Source organism: Pseudoalteromonas sp. APC 3355, from assembly GCF_030407615.1.
In the GTDB taxonomy this organism is placed as follows: Bacteria; Pseudomonadota; Gammaproteobacteria; order Enterobacterales; family Alteromonadaceae; genus Pseudoalteromonas; species Pseudoalteromonas distincta.
Genome location: NZ_JASDDB010000001.1, coordinates 304,695 through 330,288, shown reverse-complemented (window position 1 = coordinate 330,288; position 25,594 = coordinate 304,695). Strand labels below are relative to the sequence as shown.

The window sequence follows — 25,594 nt, the reverse complement described above, 5'->3', positions numbered from 1 at the left end:
CTATTTGGAAATTTTAATTAATTTTATCAGATCTTTAGCCTGAGTTTTACGCTCTTTCGTAAAAGGTTTTTTACCATAGCGTACTTGGTTAAATAACTGCCTAAAAGTGTTTATAGATTGTGCAGAACGAGGAAGTTGATCAGCAAAAAAGTCTAACTGCTGACTCGGTGTTAAATTATCGGGTGTATTTATTTTTTGTTTTTTAGCCCATGCTTTTACTTCATAAAACTCTTTAACCATAGGCGCTAATTTAGACGGGCGTTTTGGCAAGTTTAAATAAATAAAATAACCTATAAAACAAAAACCAGCTGTTAGTAAAACCATTAATGGTACAAGCCAAATATTTTTACTACCAAAAATTGATTTTAAAAAATCATTTTGTTTTTCTTCGTCAAAACCAAGTACCCAGCTAGACCATTGATAATCGAGGTTTTCAAGTTCCAACCTTAACCAATTAATAGCGGGGAAATTACTTAAACTCACTAAACCAAAATCAAGATTACTTTTAAATTCGTCATTCAGCTCTTCGTTTTGCGAAAGCGAGCCATTTAAACGCTCCGGAGCTACAACAGCGGTTGCATCAAAAATAACCCAACCTTCGTTTTGTAAATATACTTCGACCCATGCGTGTGCGTCGTACTGGCGAACTGTTAGCGTATTATTATCTTGATTTAATTCACCGCCTAAATAACCACTTACTAATCGAGCGGGTATACCTGCGGTTCTAAAAATGTACGCAGCAGCGCTTGCATAGTGGCCACAAAAGCCACGTTGATTATCAAATAAAAATTGATCTATGGTGTTATCGCCGCTCATAGGAGTGGGTGTTAATGTGTAAGTAAATCCCGTACCTGCAAAGTATTGTAATAAGCGGTTATAAAAATCGCGATCAGAGTGTGTATTTTGCTTTAAGTTTTTAGCAAGTAATGATGTTTTTATATTCTTTTTATAAGCGAGGTATTTGTAGCGTTTTTCTTCAAATTCGCCAAGCGGTAAAGCTGTGAAGTTAAAGCTATTTACATCGTATTGTAAGTTTTTAGCTTGGCGACTTTTTTTACGCAATAAACCTAGTGAATTACCTTCAACATTTGGTGAGTTACTACTGGAATACGCTAAACCATAGAGCCATTTTTGTGTCGCAGGCTCTGTAATAACTGAGTAGCTTGCAATAAGTTGCTCATCATTTTCGCTCTGCGTATTTGTTTTTACATTATTATATTTTAAAAAGTCAGACGTAAGCCACGCATTACCATTAAACTCATCATGGACTATTGCTCGCCAATAATAAGGCGCTACAGGTTTTTCTTCGTTAAATTTAGCTCTAAACACAAGTTCATCTGAGTTTGAAAGCTTTGCAATATCGAATGGATCGACTTGTTCAGAAAGCCCTGTTTTAGCAAGCTTAGGCCCAGGAAGCTGCCAAAAGGCGGGCATTTTTGGCAAAAAAAGCAGTAAAAATATAGCTAAAGGAAGCGCTAAAAGTAGCAGTTTACCGCTTTGTTTAGAGGCTATTTTTAAATTATGTTTGGACTCGAGTAAGCCAAGTACTGCAAAGTTTAATATGTATAAACCACTTACAGTTAAAGTTGTTAAAATGCTTTGGTTAAATAAATACACCGATGAGAGTGAAAAAAACGTAAGCGTTGTAATTACATGATAGTGTTTTTTGGTTTTAGCCTGCAGCAGCTTAAATAAACTAGCAAGTAGCAGCATGGCTACAAATAAAATAACCGTATCCGACATGCCTACTGTGTAGAGCATTAAACCCAGTGACACACCTGCGAGTATATTTGCCAGCCAAGCATTTGGCTTTGGTTTATTACTCAGCGTTATGTAAAAGTTCCATGCACAAATAAGTGAAAGTACACCTACAAAAACAAGCGGTAAATGTGATACAAAAAATACAATCAAACATGCATATATAAAAGACAGCGAATAATTTATTACTTTTTCGTTTTTAAGTATGTCCATTACACATCACCATTAAATGAGCATAATACTTCTAAGCAGTGCTGCTTATGATGCTGTCCGGTATTTGTATTTATTGTTTTATTCGGTAGCTTTAACATAAAAGGGGTGTTTTTCTCGGTTGCTTCACACACTAAAAAGCATAACTGGCTTAACCGTTGTTCTGTATCTCCATTCATTAACGTAAAATCGAAGAGTGCATTTGCTGTTTTAAAGTCTACAAACTCTTTAACTAACAACTGCTGTGTTTTTGCGTAATGCTTCCACGACACTCTTTGCAAGCCCATCTCAGGTAAGTGTGGGATAAGAGACTCAAACTCTTCGCTACCAGATTGTGTAGAAATACCTTTATCGGCTTGCTCATCAAGCATAGAAACATGCGCGTCACAGTGAACCTGTTCAAGCGACGGGTATACAAATACATCTTGTTGTAATTGAATGTAGCTCCAAACAGTTATCAAACCAAAGGGATAGTTACTCGCTATTTTAATACGTTGCACTGAGTACTTACCGCGTGAGCTGTAGGGTAAGTTGAGTGTAAGTAACTGAGGTTTACTATCAACTTGGCCGGTATGTTTGTGAGTTTGCTCACTACCTTGATATGTTAAATTAATAGATTGGGTAACAGAAGGGCTTTGTAATTCAAATATAATACTCGGTTTTTGAGGAGCGTAGCTGTTAAATGCATCTTTAAATTTAACTGTTAAGCCTTTAGCGTTACTGTAGCCCATTAATACAGCAATAATCATTACCACAAACATAAGATAAGACATTATTAAAATTAAATTATTTTGATAATTAATGCCCATCACAAAGTTTAAAATAGCTACAACTATAAAATACCAACCAAGGGATGATGGCAATACATAAATTGTTCTGTGTTCAAGTGTAATTGAGTTTTTTAAATGTTTATTTTTTAATAACTTATTAAATACACTTTGCTTAAATGACTTAAATAAAGAAGGGCGCTTAGCTGTTTTTTTTGGCATAAAAGTTTATACCGGAACTAATACGTTTTTTAAAATATCGTTTACTTGTGCTTCACCTGACTCATTATGCAAACCTAATCGATGCTGACACACACTTACAAATACGGCTTGGACATCTTCTGGCATTACAAAATCACGACCATCAATAAAGGCCCACGACCTAGCTGCTTTAGCCAAAGCCATACTAGCACGAGGTGATAACGATGATGCAAAAGCGTTGCTTGTGCGTGTGTAATTAACAAGCTCTATAATGTAGTCAATAACCGGGCTACTTAAAGTAATTTGGCTTATCTGAGTTTGAATTGCCGCTAACTCTTGTTGGTTAATACGCTTAGGTAATTGGCTGTAATCTCGTTTTTGCATATTCAAAATTAAGCGTTTTTCGGCTTCTTTAGGTGGAAAACCTAAGCTAATGCGCATTAAAAATCGGTCTAATTGCGACTCAGGTAACGGGTAGGTACCTGATTGGTAAAGCGGGTTTTGTGTTGCAATCACAAAAAATGGATTTGGCAGCGTATATTTTTTTCCATCAACTGTTACTTGTTGCTCTTCCATTGCTTCAAGCAACGCACTTTGTGTTTTGGGCCCTGCGCGGTTTATTTCATCAGCTAAAACAACTTGGCTAAAAATAGGGCCTTTATGAAACGTAAAACTGTGCTCGGTAGAGTTAAATACATTAGTACCCAGAATATCAGCAGGGAGAAGATCACTGGTAAACTGTATACGCTGATACGATAAACCTAACACAGCTGACAATGCATGAGAAAGAGTGGTTTTTCCCATGCCAGGCAAATCTTCAATGAGTAAATGCCCTTCGCTAAATAAGCATGTAAGTGCCAGTTTTATTTGTTGTTGTTTACCAAATATAACACTCGAAAGATCGTCTATAATCGCAGTAACAGTTCTATGCATGCTAACCTTATTATTATTCTATTATTTCAAGACGCTTCATTACAGTGTCTACTTTTTTTGTATTAAAAGGTTTTGCAATAAAACCTTTAGCGCCCATTTCCCACGTGTTTTGTACGTTTTCGAGACTATTGTGGCCCGAACACATAACAACATGAGTGTGCGGGTAAGCACTTTTAATGTATTCCAATATCTCTGCACCGTTAGAGTCTGGTAAATCTACATCTACAAATATAACGCCTGGCGGTTTATTGTCCATAATAGGTTTGGCAGAGCTAAAATCAGCACTTTCTAATATATCTTCAAACCCTAAGTCAGTTAAAATTTGGTTTAGATAATCACGAATTTCCTTAACGTCATCAATAATGAGGATGGGCTCTAGCGGGCGAACAAATTCCATATGTAGGTTACTTCTATTTTGAATACATCTAAGTGCTTTAATACTAAGCTAACCCCATCATAAGCTCAAGAACGTTACTTAAAAAACACCAATAAATAAACTGTTTATAGGTTTGCCCAACAACGTATTTTTAAATGATTATCTGCTCTCATATCTTCTACTAACTTATATTTTCATTAATTGTAATGAACAATAATGACGTATTCATAAGAAATTCCTTAATCCAATACAACATTCCATCAAAATTTGATGTAACAAATTTGCTACTTAACTTATTGATTCAAAAATATTTACATATGAATTCGATTTTTTGTAAACGTTTTGTAATAAAAAATCGTTGACCTTCTAAATTCATTCTGTGATTATGCTCAGCAGATGGGCTTATGCTCACAAGTGCAGTTTCATTAACCACTTAATGTTTTGCTCAGTCAGCCTCATCTATACACACTGAATTAATACCAATTTCATTAAATGAAAATGCAATTTAATAAAGTTGGCATCACACACCACACTAAATAAAGAGCTTATTATGTTGAATAATAAAAAGACTAAATTTGCAATTTCTCTCATAGCGGCAGCTATGGCTACATCGGCTCCAGCACAGGCTGATATTTCTGAATATTTAGATCGCGTTGACGTAGACTTTTTACTAATGCAAAACTTTCAGTCAATTCAGGCTAAAGATGGTGCATTTCGTCCAGAAGATGAAGAACAAGAATCAGGATTTGGCCGTATTAGAGCAAATCTAATGCTTAAATTTCATATTAACGAGTTCATCACTGCCGATATAGATATTGCAGAAGAGCCTAATGACTTTGGTGGCGAAGATCGTGACTTTTCATTTCACAACGATTTTGCAGGTGTTGAATTTGACTTACTAGGTCTATATGGCACACTAAAAGAAAACGCAAATTTAACACTGCGTTTGGGTAATATTGGTGGCTCACCATTTCAATTTAAAGGCTTTCAAGACGGCGCAGATAACCAAAGTAATGCACTTATTGGTAATGGTATTACCGATTACGCAACCGCAGAAAACGGCGCACAGCTAAGTTACAGCGAAACTTTCGATAGTGGTGTAGTACGTGCTTATAATGTTACAGGTCACATTACGACTTCAAGTTTCGGTGAAACATTTCAAGAAGACAGAGGTTATAACTACCGACTTCAAGGTACTCTAGAATTTGAAGGTGGCTTTAAAGCAGGCTTAAACTTATTAAAAGCGAATCAAGGCGACCAGTTACGTTTTGAAAATGGCGTAGCAAGTCTTGATGGTGTAACCACAACAAACTATCGCTTTGGCGATGGTGAAAACTATAATTTCTCAGCGTCACCTTCAAACGAGCGTGACACTCACGTTGGTGCAATGCCAGGGCTTGAGCAATCAATCATCCAGCTTAACTTAGCTTATCAACCATCTGACGAAACTAGTCTAATTTTTATGGTTGGTAAATCATCTGATGACTACACATTCGCAGATGCCGCTGGTAATGCAGTTGCCGGTATTACCTACTTTGGTACAAACGGCATAGCTGATGAAAATGGCACTACTTTTGATTCAAACAGTGTAATAGAAGGCGACTCATCGGTTGAGTACTTCGTGTTTGAAGCACAACAATATATTATTCCTAAAAAGCTATATGTAGCGGCTCGTTATGCAGAAGCCGAAAACACTTCCGACTTAATTGAACAAACAGACAACACAGTAGAGCGTATTCAAGTAGCCGCAGGTTACTGGTTTAACGATAAAACGCTTTTAAAAGTTGAGTATGTTAACCAAGAAGAAGGTGTTAATTCGGGCGGCCAAATCGGTAAAGGATTTGACGGCTTCACTTCTGAGATCTCTGTTAAATTTTAAATCATTATCCAACTAGTCTAACTATTTAAACAAAGGACCTAAAAAGGCACTTTGCGGGCAGTTTTATGCGTTAAAACTGCCATAAATAGAATTGGTAATAGATTGAAATTTAATAGCACTTGTTAAAACATAACGTGTATGGGGAATACCCGATGAAAAATAAATTAATTATGCTCGCGTGTGGCTTTATAAGCATGGGCGCTGCGGCAAAAGAAACAATCACAATAGCGACTGTTAACAATGGTGACATGATCACCATGAAAGAATTAAGCAGTGACTTTACCAGCCAAAACCCGGATATAGATCTAAAATGGGTTACTCTAGAGGAAAACATTCTTCGCCAACGTGTCACTACCGATGTTGCAACAAAGGGCGGCCAATACGATGTTATGACCATAGGTACTTATGAAGTACCAATTTGGGGCAAACAAAACTGGCTAAAAGAGCTGGATAATTTAGGTGAAAACTACGATTTAGACGATTTAATTCCGGCAATTCGAAGCGGTTTAACGATTAACGACAAGCTTTATGCTGCGCCATTTTATGGCGAAAGCTCAATGGTTATGTACCGCACTGACTTAATGGAAAAAGCAGGGCTGACAATGCCTAAAGCCCCAACATGGGACTTTATACGCAAAGCTGCTAAAGCGATGACAGATAAAAAAGAAGGTGTTTATGGCCTTTGTCTACGTGGTAAAGCAGGTTGGGGCGAAAACGTTGCGCTTATTACATCCATGGCAAATTCGTTTGGTGCGCGTTGGTTTGATGAAAATTGGAAACCTCAGTTTAATACCCCAGAGTGGGAAAATACCCTTCAGTATTATGTCGATGTGATGAAAGAATCTGGTCCTGCTGGTTCATCTGCAAACGGTTTTAATGAAAACCTTGCACTTTTTCAAACCGGAAAATGTGGTATTTGGATTGATGCAACCGTTGCAGGCGCATTTGTTACTAACAAAAAAGATTCAGAAGTTGCCGATAAAGTAGGGTTTGCACTTGCGCCAGATAACGGTCTAGGTAAACGCGGTAACTGGTTATGGTCTTGGACTTTAGCCGTACCGGCAAGCAGCAAAAAACCAGATGCCGCAATGAAATTTATTAGCTGGGCAACATCTAAAGAATACACACAACTTGTAGCCGATAAAAAAGGTTGGGCAAAAGTACCGCCAGGTACACGTAAATCACTTTACAGTAATCAAAAGTACATGGACGCAGCACCGTTTGCGCAAATTACTTTAGATTCTATTCAATCTGCAGATCCTAAAAATCCAACCGTTAAACCGGTGCCTTATGTAGGTATTCAGTTTGTTGCTATTCCTGAGTTTCAAGGAATTGGTACAGCTGTTGGGCAACAATTCTCAGCAGCATTAACTGGCCAAATGACCGTTAAGCAAGCGCTTAGTGCGTCTCAGCACCTCGTTGAGCGAACAATGCGTAAAGCTCGCTATCCTAAATAGCATGTAATGGGCGGGTAAGTACTAAAACTTACCCAATATTTTATGTCAATTCTATTTACTTGTTAGTTATAAACACTATCAAGGGTTTCTGATTTTCACTTGATAGTTAACAAGTAAATAGAATTGGCTTTTTTAAGGTCACCTTTATGGCAACAACTAACTCGCGCACGCTTGCTCGGTTTATGCTTATTCCTAGTGTAATTTTATTACTTGCTTGGATGATAGTTCCGCTGTGTATGACACTGTATTTCTCATTTATTGATTACAACTTACTCGTTCCAGGGGATAAAGAGTTTGTAGGCTTTTTAAACTATGAATTTTTCCTAACTGATCCTGCTTTTTTTGAATCATTTTTTAACACGCTTTACCTAGTAACTGGGGTTTTACTTATCACTATATGTGGTGGTATTGGCTTAGCTATTTTACTAGACCAAGCAATATGGGGACGAAATTACGTTCGCATTATGGTACTAGCCCCATTTTTTGTAATGCCAACTGTGTCGGCATTGGTATGGAAAAACATGCTAATGAACCCAGTTAATGGCTTATTTGCACATTTCGCGATTTGGATTGGCTTTGAACCTATCGACTTTTTTGCTCAAATGCCGTTATTTTCAATCATCATAATTGTGTCTTGGCAGTGGTTACCGTTTGCAGCATTGATACTGCTAACAGCAATACAGTCATTAGACCGTGAACAATTAGAAGCGGCTGATTTAGACGGAGCTGGGCCATTTAGTAAGTTTTTTTACATCGTTTTGCCGCACTTATCGCGCGCTGTAACCGCTGTTATTTTAATCGAAACTATATTTTTACTGTCAATCTTTGCTGAAATATTAGTTACAACCAGCGGTGGTCCTGGTTATTCGTCGACCAATATAACGTACTTAATTTACACGCAATCGCTACTTCAGTTTGATGTAGGCGGCGGTTCGGCAGGGGGCATAGTTGCAGTTATTATTGCAAATATAGTCGCTATATTTTTAATGCGCTTAATTGGCAAAAACTTGGAGGGTTAATTATGACTATAAAAGATAGCCGTCGTTCCAAACTAATTTATACCATTGCTGCATGGACAATAAGCGGCATGATTTTCTTTCCAATTTTATGGACGTTAATCACCAGTTTTAAAACGGAAGCCGAAGCAATCTCAGCAAGCCCAAGCTTATATGCGTTTGATTGGACGCTCGAAAATTACCGCGATGTACTGTCGCGCTCGCCATACTTTACCCATTTTTGGAACTCTGTAGTTATATCACTAGGTTCAAGTTTACTGGGGTTATTAATTGCGGTACCTGCTGCGTGGTCTATGGCGTTTGTGCAAACTAAAAAAACAAAGCACTTATTAATGTGGATGCTTTCAACCAAAATGTTACCACCAGTAGGCGTACTTATTCCTATCTATTTATTGTTTCGCGACTTTGCATTACTCGATACAAAATTAGGTTTGGTTATTGTAATGACACTCATTAACTTACCAATAATGGTATGGATGCTTTACACCTACTTTAGAGAAATACCAAACGAAATACTTGAAGCTTCTCGTATGGATGGCGCAACAATTGGTGAAGAAATATTCCATGTTTTATTGCCAATAGCCTTACCGGGTATAGCCTCAACGCTATTACTCAATGTTATTTTGTCGTGGAACGAAGCGTTTTGGACACTTATTTTAACCGCTGCAAATGCTGCACCTTTAACGGCATTTATTGCCAGTTACTCAAGCCCTGAGGGGTTATTTTACGCTAAGTTATCGGCAGCATCTGCCATGGCCATTGTGCCAATTTTAATACTTGGTTGGTTTAGTCAAAAACAATTAGTGCGTGGATTAAGTTTCGGCGCAGTAAAATAGGAGAATACACATGGGCAGCATCACACTAAAACAAGTCACTAAAAACTTTGATGAAGTAAACGTAATTAAACCGCTCGACTTAGAAATTAAAGACGGTGAATTCATCGTTTTTGTTGGGCCATCGGGCTGTGGTAAATCTACATTACTTCGTATGATCGCAGGTCTTGAAGATACCACCAGTGGTAATATAGAAATCGATGGTATAGATGCCACAAAAACACCGCCGGCAAAAAGAGGCTTGGCAATGGTGTTTCAATCATATGCGTTATACCCGCATATGACCGTGCGTAACAATATTGCTTTTCCTTTAAAAAGAGCCAAGGTAAGCCCTGCAGAAATTGAGAGTAAAATTGCTAACGCTACTAAAATTCTTAATTTGACCGATTATTTAGATCGAAAGCCAGGGCAATTGTCGGGCGGTCAGCGCCAGCGAGTAGCGATAGGGCGCGCAATTGTACGCCAACCTTCGGCATTTTTATTTGATGAACCGCTTTCGAATCTTGATGCGTCATTACGTGTAAATATGCGTTTAGAAATATCTGAATTACATAAAAGTTTAGCTACAACAATGATTTATGTTACGCACGATCAGGTTGAAGCCATGACAATGGCAGATAGAATCGCGGTATTTAATGCCGGTATTATTGAACAAGTAGGCACACCTTTAGAGCTTTATAAAAACCCTGTAAACAAATTTGTAGCTGGTTTTATAGGTTCGCCAAAAATGAATTTTATAGATGCTCCACAAAATGAAGATGCGAATGTTAGCTGTATTGGTATTCGACCAGAGCATATAACACTCTCTACTGAGCAAGGTACTTGGGCTGGAACTGTAGGTGTAATTGAGCATTTAGGTTCGGAGAGCTTTTTACATATAAATATTGAAGGCAAAGGGACCGTAACAGTAAAAGCAGATGGTGATTGCCCATTAAAATATGGCGACAGTATTTACCTAAGCGCACCGGATGATAAAGTATTAAAGTTTGATAATAACGGTTTAACAATTCGCTAAAGCCAATCTTTAATTACCTTAAATAGCACCTTTATAAGGGTGCTATTAACTAAATTCTAATTACATAATCCTATGAAACCTAGGTATTTTTTATTAAGGAATGGTATATTTAAAACTATAAATAACAAAAACGTTATTGATAAATAGATAATCCAAAATTAATAAAATAATTTATATAGCAGCACATATAATTAAAATTATGTAATGAAAATAAGGACTTAGTTTTCCTTCTATTTTAAGAGGTTTACGTGGTAAAGCTATCAAATACAGAAATTAGAAAGCTAGATGATGCAGCCAGAGCAGGGTGGTTATATTATGTTGGCGGTAACACACAAGATGAAATTGCCAAAAAGCTAAATATATCTCGTCAATCTGCACAAAGAATGGTCGCATTATCTGTGAGCCAAGGATTAATTAAAGTTAGACTTGACCACCCGATTGCTAAATGTATGGATTTGGCCGAAAAATTAAAAAGCCGTTTTGGGTTAGATTCGTGTGAAGTTGTACCGAGCGATCCATCTGAACCTTCATCTACATTAGGTTTGGCTCAAGCTGGCGCGGCAGAAATAGAACGTCATTTAAAATCAGAACAACCCAAAGTACTTGCTATGGGAACCGGTCGAGTTTTACGTTCATGTGTGGATGAGCTAAGAACCGTTGATTGTCCGCAACATAAAATTGTAGCCATGCTAGGTAATATGGCTTTGGATGGATCGGCTTCACCTTATGATGTTGTAGTAAGAATGGCCGAACACACCAATGCAAAACATTATCCAATGCCATTGCCAGTTTTACCAAGAAGCATTGAAGAAAAAGAACAGTTGCACGCACAACAAAATATTACCGGTAATTTAAAACTCGCTAAAGATGCCGATGTAACATTTGTGGGTATTGGTAGCTTAGGTGAAAAGTCGCCATTACATATAGATGGTTTTATTGATGCGCAAGAACTTAAAGAGTTACAAGATCTGGGTGCTGTTGGTGAAATGATTAGCTGGGTGTTTGATAAAAACGGTAAGCTTTTAGATTGCACAGTTAATCAGCGTGTAGCAAGTACGCCATTAAAAACAAATGCTAACAAACAGATTTATGCGATAGCTGCTGGTGAAGAAAAAGTGTTAGCCATTTTGGGCGCAGTAAGGTCAAACATGATCAGTGGATTAATTACTAACGAATATACAGCTGAGCGTTTACTTAGTATTGATTAAACAAATTGATAAATAAAGTATCTGTATTAGTAATACTAGTTATTGTAATAAAAACACTTAATGTCCGATACCGTCTAGTATTGGACATAGTAAGGGCGCATTTAGGCGCTCTTTCTATATATGCATTAACTACCTATAATTTATATTATGTTAAATAGCATAAATAAATACATAACTAAGTTACTCACCTTCATTAATTAACGTATAAACGCGATATTTTGACTATTTAATAAGCATTAACCTACTTATTTTAAAAATTAATGTTTTGCCTCTTTTCGCTATTTGTTACTTAATCATATAAAAATACCGCTTGGTTATTAATATAATCAAGCGGTATTACAATGGTTGCCTATTCGCTACTTTACTCAATAAAACTTAACGTATTGAAATAAGTAGCTTTTTAATAAGCCTAGTAATTAACTAGAATGTTTTATCATTCATAAATTCATTAATAAGCTCAGACACTTTATCTGGATGTTCATCAATAACCCAATGTGCGGCTTTATCTATCCAAACCAATGACGAATTTGGAATTGCTTCTTCTAACATTGGTGCATACTTTGGCTTTTGAAACTTGTCTTCTTTACCCCATATTATGAGTGTTTCATGAGGTAAGCTTTTAAGATCGCCTGTAATAGCTTCGGTATATTCTTTATTGAGTCTGCGCATGTTACTAAATAAAGCGGCTTTTCCTTTTTCATTACTCCATGGTGTTAAGTATATTTTCATCAACTCTTCAGTCATTACGTTCGAGTCGTAAACACCTTTGGGCATGAAATCTCTTAATGTATCAACAAATTCATCTACAGATGTTTTTTCTTCTACGCCTGGTTCTAGTAAAGGCTCAAATTCTGGTATTGGCCAAGAATCAAAACATACACTATCAAGTAAAACCAACCCGTTTACTTTATCTGGATGATTTACAGCCATTAATTGAGCAACACCACCACCAATATCATGTGCAGCAATATTAACTTTAGAAATACCGAGCTCTTCTATAAACTTACACATTATTCTACATTGCGCATTTATAGATACATCAGTGTTACTTGGCATATCTGATTCACCAAAGTTAAGTAAATCTGGTGCTATTACCCGATATTTTGATGCAAGCTTTGGCATCACATTTCGCCATAAAAATTTATTTGTCGGAATACCGTGTATCAATAATAAAGGTGTACCTTGTCCCATTTCTTGATAAGCAATTTGATGACCTTCTACTGTAACGTACTGTGTTTTGCTCATGCTTGTGCCTCGTTAATTTTAAAAATTATAATGTTTAGTAAACTATAAAATTGGAATATAGCCTTATAAAGCAAATTCCATCCCAAGATGAGTATTTTTTAGTTATTAAAAAATCTTAATGTTTTAAAAGTTAAACCCTTGTGATACCTTGGCTTAAGGCTAAGTAAGTTTATTTGTTTTTTATTATTATAGAGTTTGATAATTGTGATTTTTAAACCACTTTATGAAGTGTGAAGCGTTTACTCTTATATATGCAACAATTACAAAAGCGAAGTTGCTAATAATTTGAAGAAATTATTCTTATTAAATAGTTTTTAGTAAGTAATAAACAGCGAACCGCCCTACTATTGCTATTAATCACTTTAAGAAAGATCTAATATTTTCAATTAATACACTTTGCTTAACTGGCTTTAATAACAAACCATTAAATCCCAGCTTTATATATTTATTATTACTATTTTCGTTTTCACTAAATGTATGCGCAATAATTTTCGTTGCTGATGCATCAGCGTGCTTTCTTATTTTTAGCATTGCGTCTGTGCCTGTAAACTGTGGCATGACTATGTCCATTAAAATAATATCGTAAATATTTTGTGAAACCATTAATAGCGCCTCTATTGCACTGGATGCAAAATCTATTAATATGTTTTCTTCTTTAAGCATTTTTCTTATTACAATTTCTATTAGTAAATCATCATCGACTAAAAGTAGTCGTGTAGTTTTATTTATAGGCTTTACTTTATTAAACCCGATAACTTCCGCTGTATTTCCAATAGTGTTATTCATTTTTCACCTTATTACTTTTCAGTAATATATTACTGCTAATTTTTAATACCAACCGCTATAACTTTTAGAACAAATTAACGAGTAAAATAACTTTATAACGTTGTTAAAATTTCAAATAAAGAAATTAGATATAAAACTTACTAAGTTGTAGCGCTAATTCTTTATCGTTAAATAGACCTCTTATGTAAGGCGGTTGGTATAGCGGATTACCTTTTTAAAATACGTGCTATTTGGTTTATTAATATACCTTGTTTTACAGGTTTTAATAGCATGTCATCAAAGCCCTGGTTTACATATTTAGATTCTGGATCGGGTGTCGATGTATGGGCAATTATTTTAGTTTTAGAATTATCACTGTGTTTTTTAATTTTTAACATAGCATCAGTTCCTGATAATTCTGGCATTACTATGTCCATTAAAATAATGTCGTAACTGTTTTGAGATACCATCAACATTGCTTCTATAGCACTTCGCGCGTAATCTATTTTAATGCTCTCATTTTTTAGCATTGCCCTAATAACAATTTCAACCAGTGGATCGTCATCAACCAGTAATAGCGTGTTTTGTTCTTCATTAGTTAATGGATTAATATTTACTAAATCGGTAGTTATTAATGGACTGTTTAATACTTCTTGTCCATCATCTTTGTTTTGTTTACTCGCTAGGTTTACCAACATAGAAAGTGATATCGTCGTTTTATTTGCACTACTGCTAATAATTATCGCTTTCCCACCAAGCATTTTAAATATCGAGATAAAAAACTTTAACTCTAATGATAAGTCTTTATCATCTATAAAGCGCGTTATATCATCACCCGAAATGCTTTTAAGTTCAGTTATAAAATGGTTAGTGTTGATTAAATTACTTAATGAAAAGTCGAGGTTTAAGTAATTACGCGTACTTTCTTTTTTAATCAGAGCATCAATTGAAAGCGTTGTATTATTTGATGAATCCAAAACCTCAGTAACTAACTGAATAACCAGTTGAGAAATTAACTTTTCATCGCTTGCTACCGTTAACTCTGATGTAATATTATTTTTCAAAACTATTTTATTATTTTCAGCCTCTTTCGCTAAAATTGACATGTTATTATTGATCAGTTTCTTTAGGTTTACGTTTTTGGCTTGAAGCTTTAACTTACCTATCTCTGATTTATTTATATTTACGAGCTGTTGAATCACACTTTCAAGCTGGTCGCACACATCAGAAATATTCCCCACATTGTTTTTAAATTCGTTAAAGCTTATTGGATCTTTAGATATTTCAATTAATGACTTTAAAGATGATAAAGGTGTTTTTAACTGACGGCTAAGCCTTGAAACAAATTTTTCTTTTAATTGATTTGTCTGTTTTGATTTTTCGAGAACATCAGCGAGTAAACACTCTTTTTGATGTGCCTCTGTATCATCTCTAAAGTAGCAAACAAAACCATTAAAATCTGTATGTCTTTGTAATACGGTTATCCATTTCCCGTCTGTAAAACCTATATCTATTAATTGGTTACGATCATCATCAAGCTTATGATGCTCATGGTAATGATTTATAATATTATGCTGTTGCGCAATACTTATCAGCTGGCTATACGATAGCTGACTGTTTTGTTTATTCACCTGTGCAAATAAAAGATTAAATGCATTGTTGGTAATCACAGGAAATTCGTGGCTATTAAAAATAGCAAACCCATGCGGCAGTGCATCAAGAGAACTTGAAAATAGCTCTTCCCTATTAAGTATTAATTGATTTTTTTGTTTTATTTCATTGTGTAAACGCCTAGGCAAACGTAAAAAATAGTACACGAATGCGAATACACAAAAGGCGATCAGTCCTAATCTAATTAGGCTATATTTAGTTATTTGTGGACGTACTATTTTATTCATTGGTTGCACATGTAAACGCCAAGTAGGTGGAAAACGACTGCTTAAAGCGCTAATACTATTTTTAATTATACTGGGGTTTACTTCTCCTTGTTTTCCTAAAGTAAACTGTGGTGTTGCTATAAAAACGTTATAATTTTCAGTGTTTAATTTTCCAATAACGGCTTTTAAAAACTTACTTAAATCAAATGCTGTAAGTGTATAAATAGAGCCTTGTTTAATTTTTATTTCAGAAATTAAAAAGGCCGTATCTGCAACAGTAAATACTTCTACTGCTTGTTTATTCGCTCTATTATTGAATTTTTCTAACCAGTTTTTAAATCCATACGCGGCTAAATCAAAATTATTTTTTGACCAAAGTGCAAGTTGGTTATACTCAGAATCAAACACAACATACCCTTTATAAGTTAAGCTTTGTGAAACCTGACTCTGTACTAAATCATTAAGCTGCTCTTTTGTATAGCTATTTTGGCTTTGTAAAAAACCTGCGATAACTAAATCTTTTTGCGATATATATAATCCTTGATTATCAAATCGCTCTAAAGCATTAAATAACGTTTTACGTAATTGCTGAGTTTGTTCATTGTAATTACTTTGCAGCTCCTTTTTTTCTATAGTATAAAGCAGTAATGCAGTGAATGAGCATAATACTAATGCAATTAAGAATGCCACGGGCGCTAAACTAAATACATGAATATACTTTTCCCCATAATTTTTTTTCACAGGATTAGTACTTTGATTACTTACTGAATCTGAATTTTTATTTAACTGTGTCTGCAATAATTGAGCAAAAGAAATAAACTGATCTTTTTGTGAACCTATTAATGTTTTAGGTGCTAAATCAGCCATCAGCACTACGCCAATTAATTTATTCGTAACACTATAAATTGGATATTGTGCATAAAAACGAATTAATTTGTGCGTGTTGTTTGATACATCATCAAAAAAAGTATCTTCAAATAAATATAGTTTTTCTTGTGTACAGCGTTGTTGATAGCTCAATAACTCATTTTCGACGCTTTCTTTATCGTTGCAGGTTATTAACTGCTCTGAATAAACTTCTCTAAAATCGATAAATTTAACAATTGGAACATCATAAAACTGTTTTAGTAGTGTTAGCGTTTCTTTAATTTCTGTTGATATTTCATCAGTTGATGTATCTACTAAATTAGCATGTGAGGTAAATATATTTGAGGCGTTCATTGACGTTCTCCTTCCCCTTTTGGGGGAGTATGTATCCACGTTGTACTGTTTTGGCCGCTATGTACTGGCAGTAAAACTTTAAATGGTGGCGTTAAACTACTAAGAGCAGGTTCGCCTGTGGTGATATTTATTACTTGTTCTGCATTAACTAAATTAAGTGATGTTTTGCAATATGTAATGCCTGGCTCAATCCCTATTAAGCTCAGTGTTTCACTAATGATAAGGTTATTTACTAAATCGATACCAGCGAGCTCAAATGTAGTTTGTAAAATAGTGAAGACGAGTGTCTCTACAATGTTTTCATCTTCTTCTAAGCGTGTACCTTCTGGGCAGCAGATTGTGCCAAGCTCTATGTCAAAGTTTGTTCCAATTCCAACGAACTTAAGTGCTTTAAGTGCATCTTTTAAAAGAGATTCTACTTCAGGTAAGTATAAATCAAGTATGTCGCCTTGCGATTCGTACCCTGTTTGACATGTGTCACATGATACCGCCAACTCTCGACCATCGGTCCCTACAAGTGGACGACCCAAAGCAGTCACTCCAACTAAACAACTGCTGTCGGCCGGTTGCTTATCTATTTCAAAGCTTTCACAAGGTGAGCCTGTTACTACTTTTTGCGATACATAACGAGATAGAATTTGTTCACTATTAGCAGGGCATTGTTGTGGCGTACTTCTTAATAACTGACCAATAACGGTGTTACCTAACTGCCCTATTGCATAATTTGGACCTTGCTGCAGCGCATTTATATAACTTACATTACCGGTATTATTTAGTTTACTCACACCTTGGCTGTCTGTTGCTTCGTCGCTTAAGCCCTTTAAACACGGGTTACCTTGGCAATTTGGAGCATCGTAATAAACAGCTTCCCGCGAGGTAAACCTATCATCTCTTATGCCTATTAATGCCCTGTACGTGTTGTTTGCTCCCCTGTCTGTATAAAAAATGAGTGGTGCTTGATGCTCATCAAAACTTACTGCAATACCGAGTGGTCTATTGTTAGCATCAACTACAGTAATTTGATTATCTACCTTAGTTTGATGGCGCTTAATAAGGGCATCCCTTACTAAAATCACCCCACCAATTGAGCCAATAATTAAAATAGTTATAATTAAAATAAGCTCAATAGTAAGTATGTACCCTTGTTGATAATGCTTTTTCATATCAGGCTCCTATAACACTTCTACAAGCATTTTAAGTACGTTCATTACTTGTAATGCTGCGGGAAAAAACACCAATACCAAAAACATCGGAAAACAAATTAAGATAATGGGAAAGGTTGTGTGCATCGCTTTTTTGTTTACCTTTTTAGCGAGTAAAATGTTCTTTTTTAAAGCTAGGCCTTCAAGTTGAGCCTCTACTGCTTGGATAAGTGGCGTACCAAGTTTTGACCCTATTAACATTAAGTTGGCGAGTTTTTTAATTCCTAATACGCCGGTTCTTTCAAAAAGTGAATTAAATGCAAATTCACGATCTTTACCTGCGCTTAGTTCGAATAAAAATAACTTTAGCTCTTTATATAATGGGTGTTTTTGACTTAATCCATGATCAACTGCTAGTGCAAATGAACGCTCTAGTGAAAATCCAGCGCGCATGTAAACCAGTAACACCCGTAAAAAAAACTCTAAGCTATTATTTATAACGGTTTTACGTTGATTTTTACGTAATAAAAACCAGCATTCGGGTGCAAAAAAACACATAAAACACAGTAATAATTTAATCGATTGGCTCAGCTCATACCCTGTTAGTTCAATAACTGTAAATGCACTAAAAGTAGCAGCCACTTTAAAGCAGTACAGGCTTATTAATATTTTATTAATTTGAATTCCTGCTTGTCTTAATTGACGTTTAGAGATGATGATTAACGGATACCAATTAATGTTTTTAGTATCGGGTTTATCTAATTCGACTTTAAGAGATTGCCTATGAATATGGATAAACGAGCCCATACTTACTAAAAGTCCGATAAGTAAAAGTATATCAATCATAATGTTACCCTTAAGCTAAGGCGTAGCCATAAAAAACCAAATAGCTGACAAAGAAGCGCAACCGTTATAAATGCAATCCCATTAGGATCGTTTAATAAAGGTTCAAACCAGGTTGGATCGGTATAGCTAAATAAAGGAATTAGTGCGTAAGGTAAAAAACCACTAAATACAGCAGCGTACTTAGTACCCGAAAGCTTTGCTTTTAGCTGTTGGCGGTCGAGGGTCCGAAGCGACATCATGTTGCATACGCTTTTTAGCATGTCAGTTAAATCGCACTGGCTTTGTGTATGTGTGATGATGCTATGAGCAAATAATCTTACGGTCTCGCAGTTGTACCTTTCAATTAACGGAGCAAACGACGTTTCGGCATCACTACCCATGCTCATGCGTTGTAATAGCAAAGAGCTTTGTTTTTTTATATATGGGTCAGCATGTTCATCAGCAAACTGCATTGATTGTTGTAGCGACAGCCCCGTACTTAAACACGATTGTACGGTTTCAATAAATTCTAAAAAATGATGCTCAAATTTTGCTAATTTATAATGAGCCAAGTCAATCAGAGTTATAAAACACGTTACAAAAACCACGATTGAAATAATAAATGCGCTGGTTGATGCCTCAGGGTAATATAATTTAGCTAAAAACCATGAACTACTAGAGAGCGAGCACGCCATGCTTATAAACCAAGCGTTACTTATGTTTAAGCCTAGTACTCGTAGTGACAAAGTAAGGACGTCTTTTTCTTCTAAAATATCTACTTTTTTAGCGCTCTGGTTACTTTTATTTTTAGCATACAAAGAAACCAACACACTAGCTGCAAGTACAAAAGTAATAACCGCCGCTATAGCTAATAAATAATCAAGTTTAGTCATTGTTAGCCTCCGGGTTATTGTGCAGTAATGCTTTTAATTCTTTTGCATTTGCGCCTTGGCCTTTCATAAACTCAATAACACTTGAGTTATCTATTAGCTCACTTTGAACAGGCTCTGCTTCGTTAATACTATAAAGCGGGCTGAAATGTGCGCCGCCATTAACACGCTTAATTTCACCAATACTTTTTAGAGTTCGGGTGCCATTAGTTGAGCGAGAAACATGCACTATAAGTTGAATACTAGACGCAATTAGCGAACTTGTATGTGTATCACTCAGTTGTGCATTGTGTAACTGCACTAAAGTAGATAAACGAATAACGGCATCATTTGCGCTGTTAGCATGTATGGTCGTCATCGAACCTTGGTGACCACAGTTCATTGCTTGGAGCATATCGATTACTTCGCCAGAGCGTACCTCACCTACAAGTATTCTATCTGCGCGCATTCTTAGGGCTGCTTTTACTAAATCTCTTAGGCTTACTGCACCTTTACCATCGCTGTTTGTGTCGTGAGCTTCTAATTGCACAACGTGGTTGTGATGCAAATTAAGCTCAGCACTTTCTTCAATGGTTACAACACGTTCATTTGGGTTAATTGAGTTAGCAAGTACGTTTAATAATGAGGTTTTACCTGCCCCGGCATTGCCACACACTAAAATATTAACGCCTGTTTTAACTGCGCTTTTTAAAAATGATAAGATGTTTTTATCTAAAAAATGGTTATTAACTAAAAAGTCATCGTTTATTTTTTTATGATTAAACTTACGAATCGATACAATCGCGGCGCTGGTACACGCAGGCGGTACAATAATATGAACTCGGCTACCATCTTTTAGTTTGCCATCAACAATTGGCATAAGCGCATTGACTTGGCGGCCACAACCATCAAGTAAGCGATCAACAAATCGGCGTAAATGGCGTTCGTCATCAAACTTACTGGCAGTGCAAAGTAGTTTGCCTTGTTTATCAATCCATATATCTTGCGTGTCGTTTATTAAAATATCACTAACCTGATCGTCCAGCATAAACTGTGCAATAGGACCTAGGCCTTGAATTTCATCAAATACAGCCTGCACAACCTGCTCTTGTTGATGTTGGTTAAATGAAGATTGATTAAATTGTGGAATTTCACTGCACAGTGCAGAGATTTTTTCGAGAACATTACTTGATAAAAGCGCGGTTGGTTCTTGTTCGTACTCTTCGATAACGGCATCATGCAATAGCTTTTTAAGCTCTTCAAAGGTACTTAAACTGGTTTGAACTTCTTCATGTTTGCTTGATAAATTAAACATAAAAACTCACTTAGCTACATATACAGCTTCATTTTTAACGCCTTTAACCACTTCGATTGTGCGACTGGTTTGTAAGCGTGAAAAGTTTTGCAAACGACCTTGTTCAATGTCATAAGCGCTATGCACAATAATTGAAACTTTGTCGGCATTATCTATACCCGCCAACGAATAAACATCTTTTGGAAGTACCGCAAGGACTAACGAAACACCGCCTGTTGCAGAATTAGACTCTTTAGCTAAGTTATCCATTACGCCATTTTTTTCGGCTTGCGATTTAGGGCCTTTTGAAACACCAATGAGCTGTACATCACGGGCAACTGTTCTTACTAGACGATTAGTTTTAGCGACTATGTCGAGTCGGTCACCTTTGTGTATACGCGAAAGCGGAATATCTAAGGTGTTTAGTTTTAAAGTATATAAAACACGCCCTGCTGGTATGGCTTCTGACAAATTTTGGCTTTTCGCTCTAATAAAATCTGTGTCAAATAATGGTTGTTCAACCATTTTATTAGTTGCTAATTTTTGACCAATTAATGCACGTGGGTTTTGAACACTCAGTGCAATATTAGAATAGTTACTTGGATCTATACTCTTTTGCTCTACATCGTGAACGGTTACTGTTTGACCGGCCGACATATTTTTGTTTACTACCCAAGCTGTTACGCTATTTTCATCGTTTACCTGTCTAATACCCAAAGCCGAAGCTAACATGCCAGAGGTGATGAGTAATGTGAGAGCCGCTGTGGTTGCGCCTTTGTTACTTTTACTTTTCATAATATTCCTCCAGAGTAACTTTCACTGCCACACTTTTGTGGCAGTGAGCCTTAAGCTTGGTATTCAAACTTAGTTACCTTGTGAACCGCCTGCCGTTGTACGTGTTGCAGCATCACCACTTGGTGTTGCACTAATAAGTGCCGCATTTTCACTAAAGTCTGATGCAACAAAAGTGAATGAACTACCATCGCCTGCGTACACATCAACTGAATCTACAAAGCCTGAGCCAGACACTTCAGCTGTGCCTTCGGCGTTAATCATCCCGTCAAATACATAGCTTTGGTCAAGTGAGCCAATTGCTTCAGCTACATCTTCAAGTTCGCTGGTTACCGAGTCACGTAATGTAGATAAACCAATTACAAGTGCCGCTACCATTGAAGTAGAAAGAATGATTAGCTCTGACGTTAGTACAAAACCTTTTTGCTTTTTGCTATTTAAGTTATGTTTAATAGTTTTCATAATCGTAGCCTTTAAATTAGAAGAGCTTATGCTCACTTTATATATTGCGAGGACCATGCCAACTAATTAAGTCCTTTAAATACATGTAGTTAGTGTGTTTTGATTATTTGCTCTTTAGCTGTTTTTACTTTTGATTTGCAAAATGCAAATCAATATTAAAAAATAATTTTAGATACTTAATACTAGGGTCTGTTGATCTTTGCGGATTAAAATTTGTTCAAACTAGGGGCTATTTAATCGCGGCGCGAGGTTTGTAATCTAGTGGGCTCGATAACTGCTCCTGCGTTATTCTACTGACTTACATCCATGTAAGAATAAGTAAAAACCGAGCAACAAAGAGTAAATAGCCCCTAGAAAGAACCCTTTGGGCAGCGCCTGTTTGGCATTAATGCTACGTTATCGCCCATTTATGGGGAATAACCACACTACATAGGCTCTGCCTTGCCTAAATACCAAACAGACTGCTGCAAATTTAACCTTGAAAGATCAACAGACCCTAGAAACGCTCTGTTAAATTATTAAAACTAATAGGTGTTCAAAAAAGGGTTAAATATTAGAAGCAGTCTTGTGGGGTAACTTATAAAACGTATGATTAGCGTAAGCTTTACTACTTTTTTTGATAAATAATAAAGTGGTTTTGGCTCCTTAATAATGCCAAATTTTAGGTATAAAAAAAGGCCCGAAGGCCTTAAGAATAACAATTACCTAAAACAGAGAGTTTACCGCGCCTAGCAAGTGCTTTTTGATGCGTGGGTTCGACACGTAAAACTTGCTCATAATAGCCACAGGCCAATAAATTATTGGTATTAGCTTCTTCAATTAGGCCTTTATGGTAAAAATAGGCGGTGCTATTTAAACCAAACTTAACCGAAAGCTCTAAATAGTTTGAAGCTACAACGTAGTTACCCTGGGCATAATGTATAGAGGCCATTTGCAGGTATGGTGAAGCATGTGTACCAAAAACATCTACGCCGTATTGGGCAATGCTTTTCGCTTTAGCTAAATTGCCTTGCTCTATTGCTAAAGTGACTCCTAAAGTAATTGCGTTTAACGGCGGGTTAGCTTTATTAAGCAAAGTGTTTATAACCTGTTGAGACTGATTAGCACGGCCACTTTTATAAAGTACATATGCAGATATTGAAAGTATTGCCGTGTTATCGGGGTGTTCAAGCATTAACTGATTCACCTCATGTACAAGGTTCAAACAGTTACTTGCATTAATACCTTCGCACATTAATGGTTGGGCATTTAATTGGTATTTTTTAACTATGTCACCCAGCGCGTTGTAGGGATTTACTGTTGGCTTGTAGTCAATATGAGCGCAACCCGATAAAGTAAGCAGTAAAATTATATAAAGTATTTTCATAGCCCTTGCTCCTGTATATAGCTAAGTATCTGGGTGTCTATATTTGCCTGTTCCCACGAACGTAAGGTATTAATTGGCTCACGCACCAGGTTTGGAGTTACAACAATTATAAGCTCGCGGTTGTTTTCACTTTTACTGGTTGTTTCGCTTAACTTTCCTAGCATGCTATTGCCGTTGCCATCAGGTACAAAGTCGTGGCTTGCATTGTTATCGGTGCTAATCAAGCCACCAATAATAAGAGGTTGTCCGTCTTTTAAACGCGTTGATGTTTGCATGCTGCGTGTATTAAATGCACTACTGTTCAAACTGCTGCCTGTGCTTTGTGCAATTTCGGCGGTTAACGTGGTATCGGGTAGCGAAATTACTGGGTTTAGATCAAGTGTGATTCTGTCTTTGTCGTCAACCATGGCACGTACATTTAATTCAACTCCGAATGATTTAAATTCTGTACCGCTAAACACCGAACCACTACTACCTTGCTGCCCGCTTGTAATTCCTGAAGGGCTATAACTTGTAGGTACGGGCACTTCTCCACCGACCTTAAATACGGCACTTTCACCAGCTAAAACCGTAATTGTAGGGCGAGAAAGCGTTCGAGAAATACCTTCTTGTTCAAGTAATGAAAACAACATATCAATGGCAAACTGTGAGGTAGAAAGCTGTAAGTTATTAGTTAATTGACCGCCAATTAATTGCAGCGCATTTTCTATTGTTGCAGAGCCTGATTCGCGTTCAGTCATACCGTCACGACCAAACAACCCCGCTTCTTTTTCATACCCATTAGACAGCACGCTAATATCTGGGCGCCATTGCTTTAATCTACGTTGATTTACTTCATATAATTGCACCGATACACGCACTTGAGGTAAATCTTCAACTTCAATGCTCGACAAAACTTTACCGCCAGCCACTGAAAGCAACGTTGCTCTTGCAATATTAGAACTTACATTGCTTAAGTTTAACCCTGATGTAGCATCGTTTATTAACCCACCCGACTCGTTGGCAAGTACTTCAATACCTGCGCTTTTATCCTGTGTTGCGCCGCCCATTAAATTATTAGGATCAAGAGGAGAGCCCTGAGTTTGTAATGCTTGCTCTGGTTCGAATAATTTATTAATTGTATTTAATAAGCGCACTAACTCTATTTGATTTTTTACAGAGCCTGACAGTAAAAATACATCGCTATCATCATTTGATAGCTCATCAACCGAGATGCGTTTAATGGTCACTTTATCTGCGCCCATTGATTTAATTACTTCGCTAATACGTTCTTCTTTTGGCTTGGGTGCTTGAGTTACTTTTATTAAATTAATAATAGCGACTTTGCTCGAGTTTTGAGAGGTACCACCGTTTGCGTTACCCAATCCTTGCAAGCGTTGAGCGAGAGAATTAAACATTCCTTGGTTAGGGTTTGAGGTAATAACGGGTTGTGATGCTTGTGAGCTACTGGCGTATAGATAGTTTTTTGCAGCTTCATAAGCGGCATGACGATAATTTATAGTAGGTACTTCACCTCGTAATACAACAGCATGGCGATCAGGTGCTATGGTTAGTTGCACGTCAGGGTGAATATCGTTTAAGGCATTTTCCAGTACGCTATAGTCTTCGGTAACACCAAGTAAAAATGTTTCCGAGCTTTTATCGTCGTACCACACCATCATAGATGTACGGCCCAACTTTTTAGCTAAAATTAGTAGCTCGCGACCATTAACCACGTTCACATCAAGCGTTGTTTCGTGGCCAAGTGCTATACGCGAAATATCACGGGTAAACACAAAGCGAGTATGCGTCCATTTAACTAAGTGTGATACTTTTTGTACCCGCTCACCATTTGCATTTTCTATATAATCTAAATGACTTTCACTGCCTACGGCGCTAAAAGATATTAGTAAAAGTATAAAAGTAAATTTTAACATAAGCCTTTCCCTTAATTTGCTTAATGTATAGGTAGCAAGTATGAGACCAAACGCTTTTATCTTTATTATCAATGCATTAAGATGTGTGAAAGTGTGTTTTATTATTTTGATTCGCAAATTGCAAATCAATAATTCATGAAGGGTTTAATCAAGAAATGAGAGTAGAG

21 protein-coding genes are annotated in these 25,594 nt (G+C 36.5%); 6 read left to right on the top strand and 15 right to left on the bottom strand.

Features of this window, described 5'->3' with window-relative positions; genetic code table 11:
* The 4 genes from QMA08_RS01420 to QMA08_RS01405 are packed head-to-tail and all read right to left on the bottom strand — an operon-like array spanning position 1 to position 4,266.
* Entirely contained in the window at positions 1-1,971 is a 1,971-nt protein-coding gene (locus QMA08_RS01420; RefSeq protein ID WP_290173405.1) for a DUF3488 and transglutaminase-like domain-containing protein, read from the bottom strand.
* Positions 1,971-2,957, bottom strand: a complete 987-nt coding sequence (locus QMA08_RS01415) for a DUF58 domain-containing protein (protein ID WP_290173404.1) — start codon at positions 2,955-2,957, stop codon at positions 1,971-1,973. The genes QMA08_RS01420 and QMA08_RS01415 overlap by 1 nt, the downstream gene beginning before the upstream one ends.
* A gap of 6 nt (positions 2,958-2,963) precedes the next feature.
* Entirely contained in the window at positions 2,964-3,869 is a 906-nt protein-coding gene (locus QMA08_RS01410; RefSeq protein ID WP_290173403.1) for a MoxR family ATPase, read from the bottom strand.
* Between the two features lie 13 nt (positions 3,870-3,882).
* The gene (locus QMA08_RS01405; protein WP_290173402.1) at positions 3,883-4,266 is read right to left on the bottom strand and encodes a response regulator; all 384 of its coding nucleotides are present in this window, start codon (positions 4,264-4,266) and stop codon (positions 3,883-3,885) included.
* A gap of 529 nt (positions 4,267-4,795) precedes the next feature.
* Here QMA08_RS01405 and QMA08_RS01400 point away from each other — a divergent pair.
* From QMA08_RS01400 to QMA08_RS01375, 6 genes are all read left to right on the top strand, one after another.
* Positions 4,796-6,124, top strand: a complete 1,329-nt coding sequence (locus tag QMA08_RS01400; RefSeq protein ID WP_290173401.1) for a hypothetical protein — start codon at positions 4,796-4,798, stop codon at positions 6,122-6,124.
* 152 nt (positions 6,125-6,276) lie between these two features.
* Positions 6,277-7,581, top strand: a complete 1,305-nt coding sequence (locus QMA08_RS01395) for a sugar ABC transporter substrate-binding protein (RefSeq protein ID WP_182736149.1) — start codon at positions 6,277-6,279, stop codon at positions 7,579-7,581.
* Between the two features lie 146 nt (positions 7,582-7,727).
* Complete coding sequence (locus tag QMA08_RS01390; RefSeq protein WP_290173400.1) at positions 7,728-8,600, top strand: sugar ABC transporter permease; 873 nt, start codon at positions 7,728-7,730, stop codon at positions 8,598-8,600.
* A gap of 2 nt (positions 8,601-8,602) precedes the next feature.
* Positions 8,603-9,433, top strand: coding sequence for a carbohydrate ABC transporter permease (locus QMA08_RS01385; protein ID WP_024589367.1), 831 nt, complete (start codon positions 8,603-8,605; stop codon positions 9,431-9,433).
* A 10-nt stretch (positions 9,434-9,443) separates the two neighbouring features.
* On the top strand, positions 9,444-10,445 hold the full coding sequence (locus QMA08_RS01380; RefSeq protein ID WP_290173399.1) for an ABC transporter ATP-binding protein: 1,002 nt from the start codon (positions 9,444-9,446) through the stop codon (positions 10,443-10,445).
* A 248-nt stretch (positions 10,446-10,693) separates the two neighbouring features.
* Positions 10,694-11,653, top strand: coding sequence for a sugar-binding transcriptional regulator (locus QMA08_RS01375; RefSeq protein WP_002960874.1), 960 nt, complete (start codon positions 10,694-10,696; stop codon positions 11,651-11,653).
* 420 nt (positions 11,654-12,073) lie between these two features.
* On the opposite strand, the gene QMA08_RS01370 is transcribed toward QMA08_RS01375, so the two are convergent.
* The 11 genes from QMA08_RS01370 to QMA08_RS01315 all read right to left on the bottom strand — a co-directional run bounded on the left by QMA08_RS01370 (position 12,074) and on the right by QMA08_RS01315 (position 25,427).
* Entirely contained in the window at positions 12,074-12,898 is an 825-nt protein-coding gene (locus QMA08_RS01370; protein WP_149602630.1) for an alpha/beta hydrolase, read from the bottom strand.
* A gap of 357 nt (positions 12,899-13,255) precedes the next feature.
* A complete protein-coding gene (locus QMA08_RS01365) occupies positions 13,256-13,684 on the bottom strand; it encodes a response regulator (protein WP_002960870.1) in 429 nt (142 codons plus the stop codon).
* A 206-nt stretch (positions 13,685-13,890) separates the two neighbouring features.
* The gene (locus tag QMA08_RS01360) at positions 13,891-16,761 is read right to left on the bottom strand and encodes a response regulator (protein ID WP_290173398.1); all 2,871 of its coding nucleotides are present in this window, start codon (positions 16,759-16,761) and stop codon (positions 13,891-13,893) included.
* Entirely contained in the window at positions 16,758-17,924 is a 1,167-nt protein-coding gene (locus QMA08_RS01355; RefSeq protein ID WP_272450487.1) for a hypothetical protein, read from the bottom strand. The genes QMA08_RS01360 and QMA08_RS01355 overlap by 4 nt, the downstream gene beginning before the upstream one ends.
* Before the next feature lie 9 nt (positions 17,925-17,933).
* Positions 17,934-18,749 carry a secretion system protein gene (locus QMA08_RS01350; RefSeq protein ID WP_024589372.1) on the bottom strand — a complete coding sequence of 272 codons (816 nt, stop codon included), beginning with the start codon at positions 18,747-18,749 and terminating at the stop codon, positions 17,934-17,936.
* The gene (locus QMA08_RS01345; protein ID WP_290173397.1) at positions 18,746-19,621 is read right to left on the bottom strand and encodes a type II secretion system F family protein; all 876 of its coding nucleotides are present in this window, start codon (positions 19,619-19,621) and stop codon (positions 18,746-18,748) included. The genes QMA08_RS01350 and QMA08_RS01345 overlap by 4 nt, the downstream gene beginning before the upstream one ends.
* Positions 19,614-20,912, bottom strand: coding sequence for an ATPase, T2SS/T4P/T4SS family (locus QMA08_RS01340; protein WP_039487860.1), 1,299 nt, complete (start codon positions 20,910-20,912; stop codon positions 19,614-19,616). Before QMA08_RS01340 ends, QMA08_RS01345 begins: the two co-directional genes overlap by 8 nt.
* Before the next feature lie 6 nt (positions 20,913-20,918).
* A complete protein-coding gene (locus QMA08_RS01335; protein WP_002960857.1) occupies positions 20,919-21,686 on the bottom strand; it encodes a hypothetical protein in 768 nt (255 codons plus the stop codon).
* A 69-nt stretch (positions 21,687-21,755) separates the two neighbouring features.
* Positions 21,756-22,145, bottom strand: coding sequence for a hypothetical protein (locus tag QMA08_RS01330; protein ID WP_039487863.1), 390 nt, complete (start codon positions 22,143-22,145; stop codon positions 21,756-21,758).
* A gap of 688 nt (positions 22,146-22,833) precedes the next feature.
* Positions 22,834-23,511: a hypothetical protein gene (locus tag QMA08_RS01320; RefSeq protein WP_290173396.1), complete on the bottom strand. Its 678-nt coding sequence runs from the start codon at positions 23,509-23,511 to the stop codon at positions 22,834-22,836.
* Positions 23,508-25,427: a pilus assembly protein N-terminal domain-containing protein gene (locus QMA08_RS01315; RefSeq protein ID WP_182756565.1), complete on the bottom strand. Its 1,920-nt coding sequence runs from the start codon at positions 25,425-25,427 to the stop codon at positions 23,508-23,510. The genes QMA08_RS01320 and QMA08_RS01315 overlap by 4 nt, the downstream gene beginning before the upstream one ends.
* Positions 25,428-25,594 lie beyond the last annotated feature (167 nt).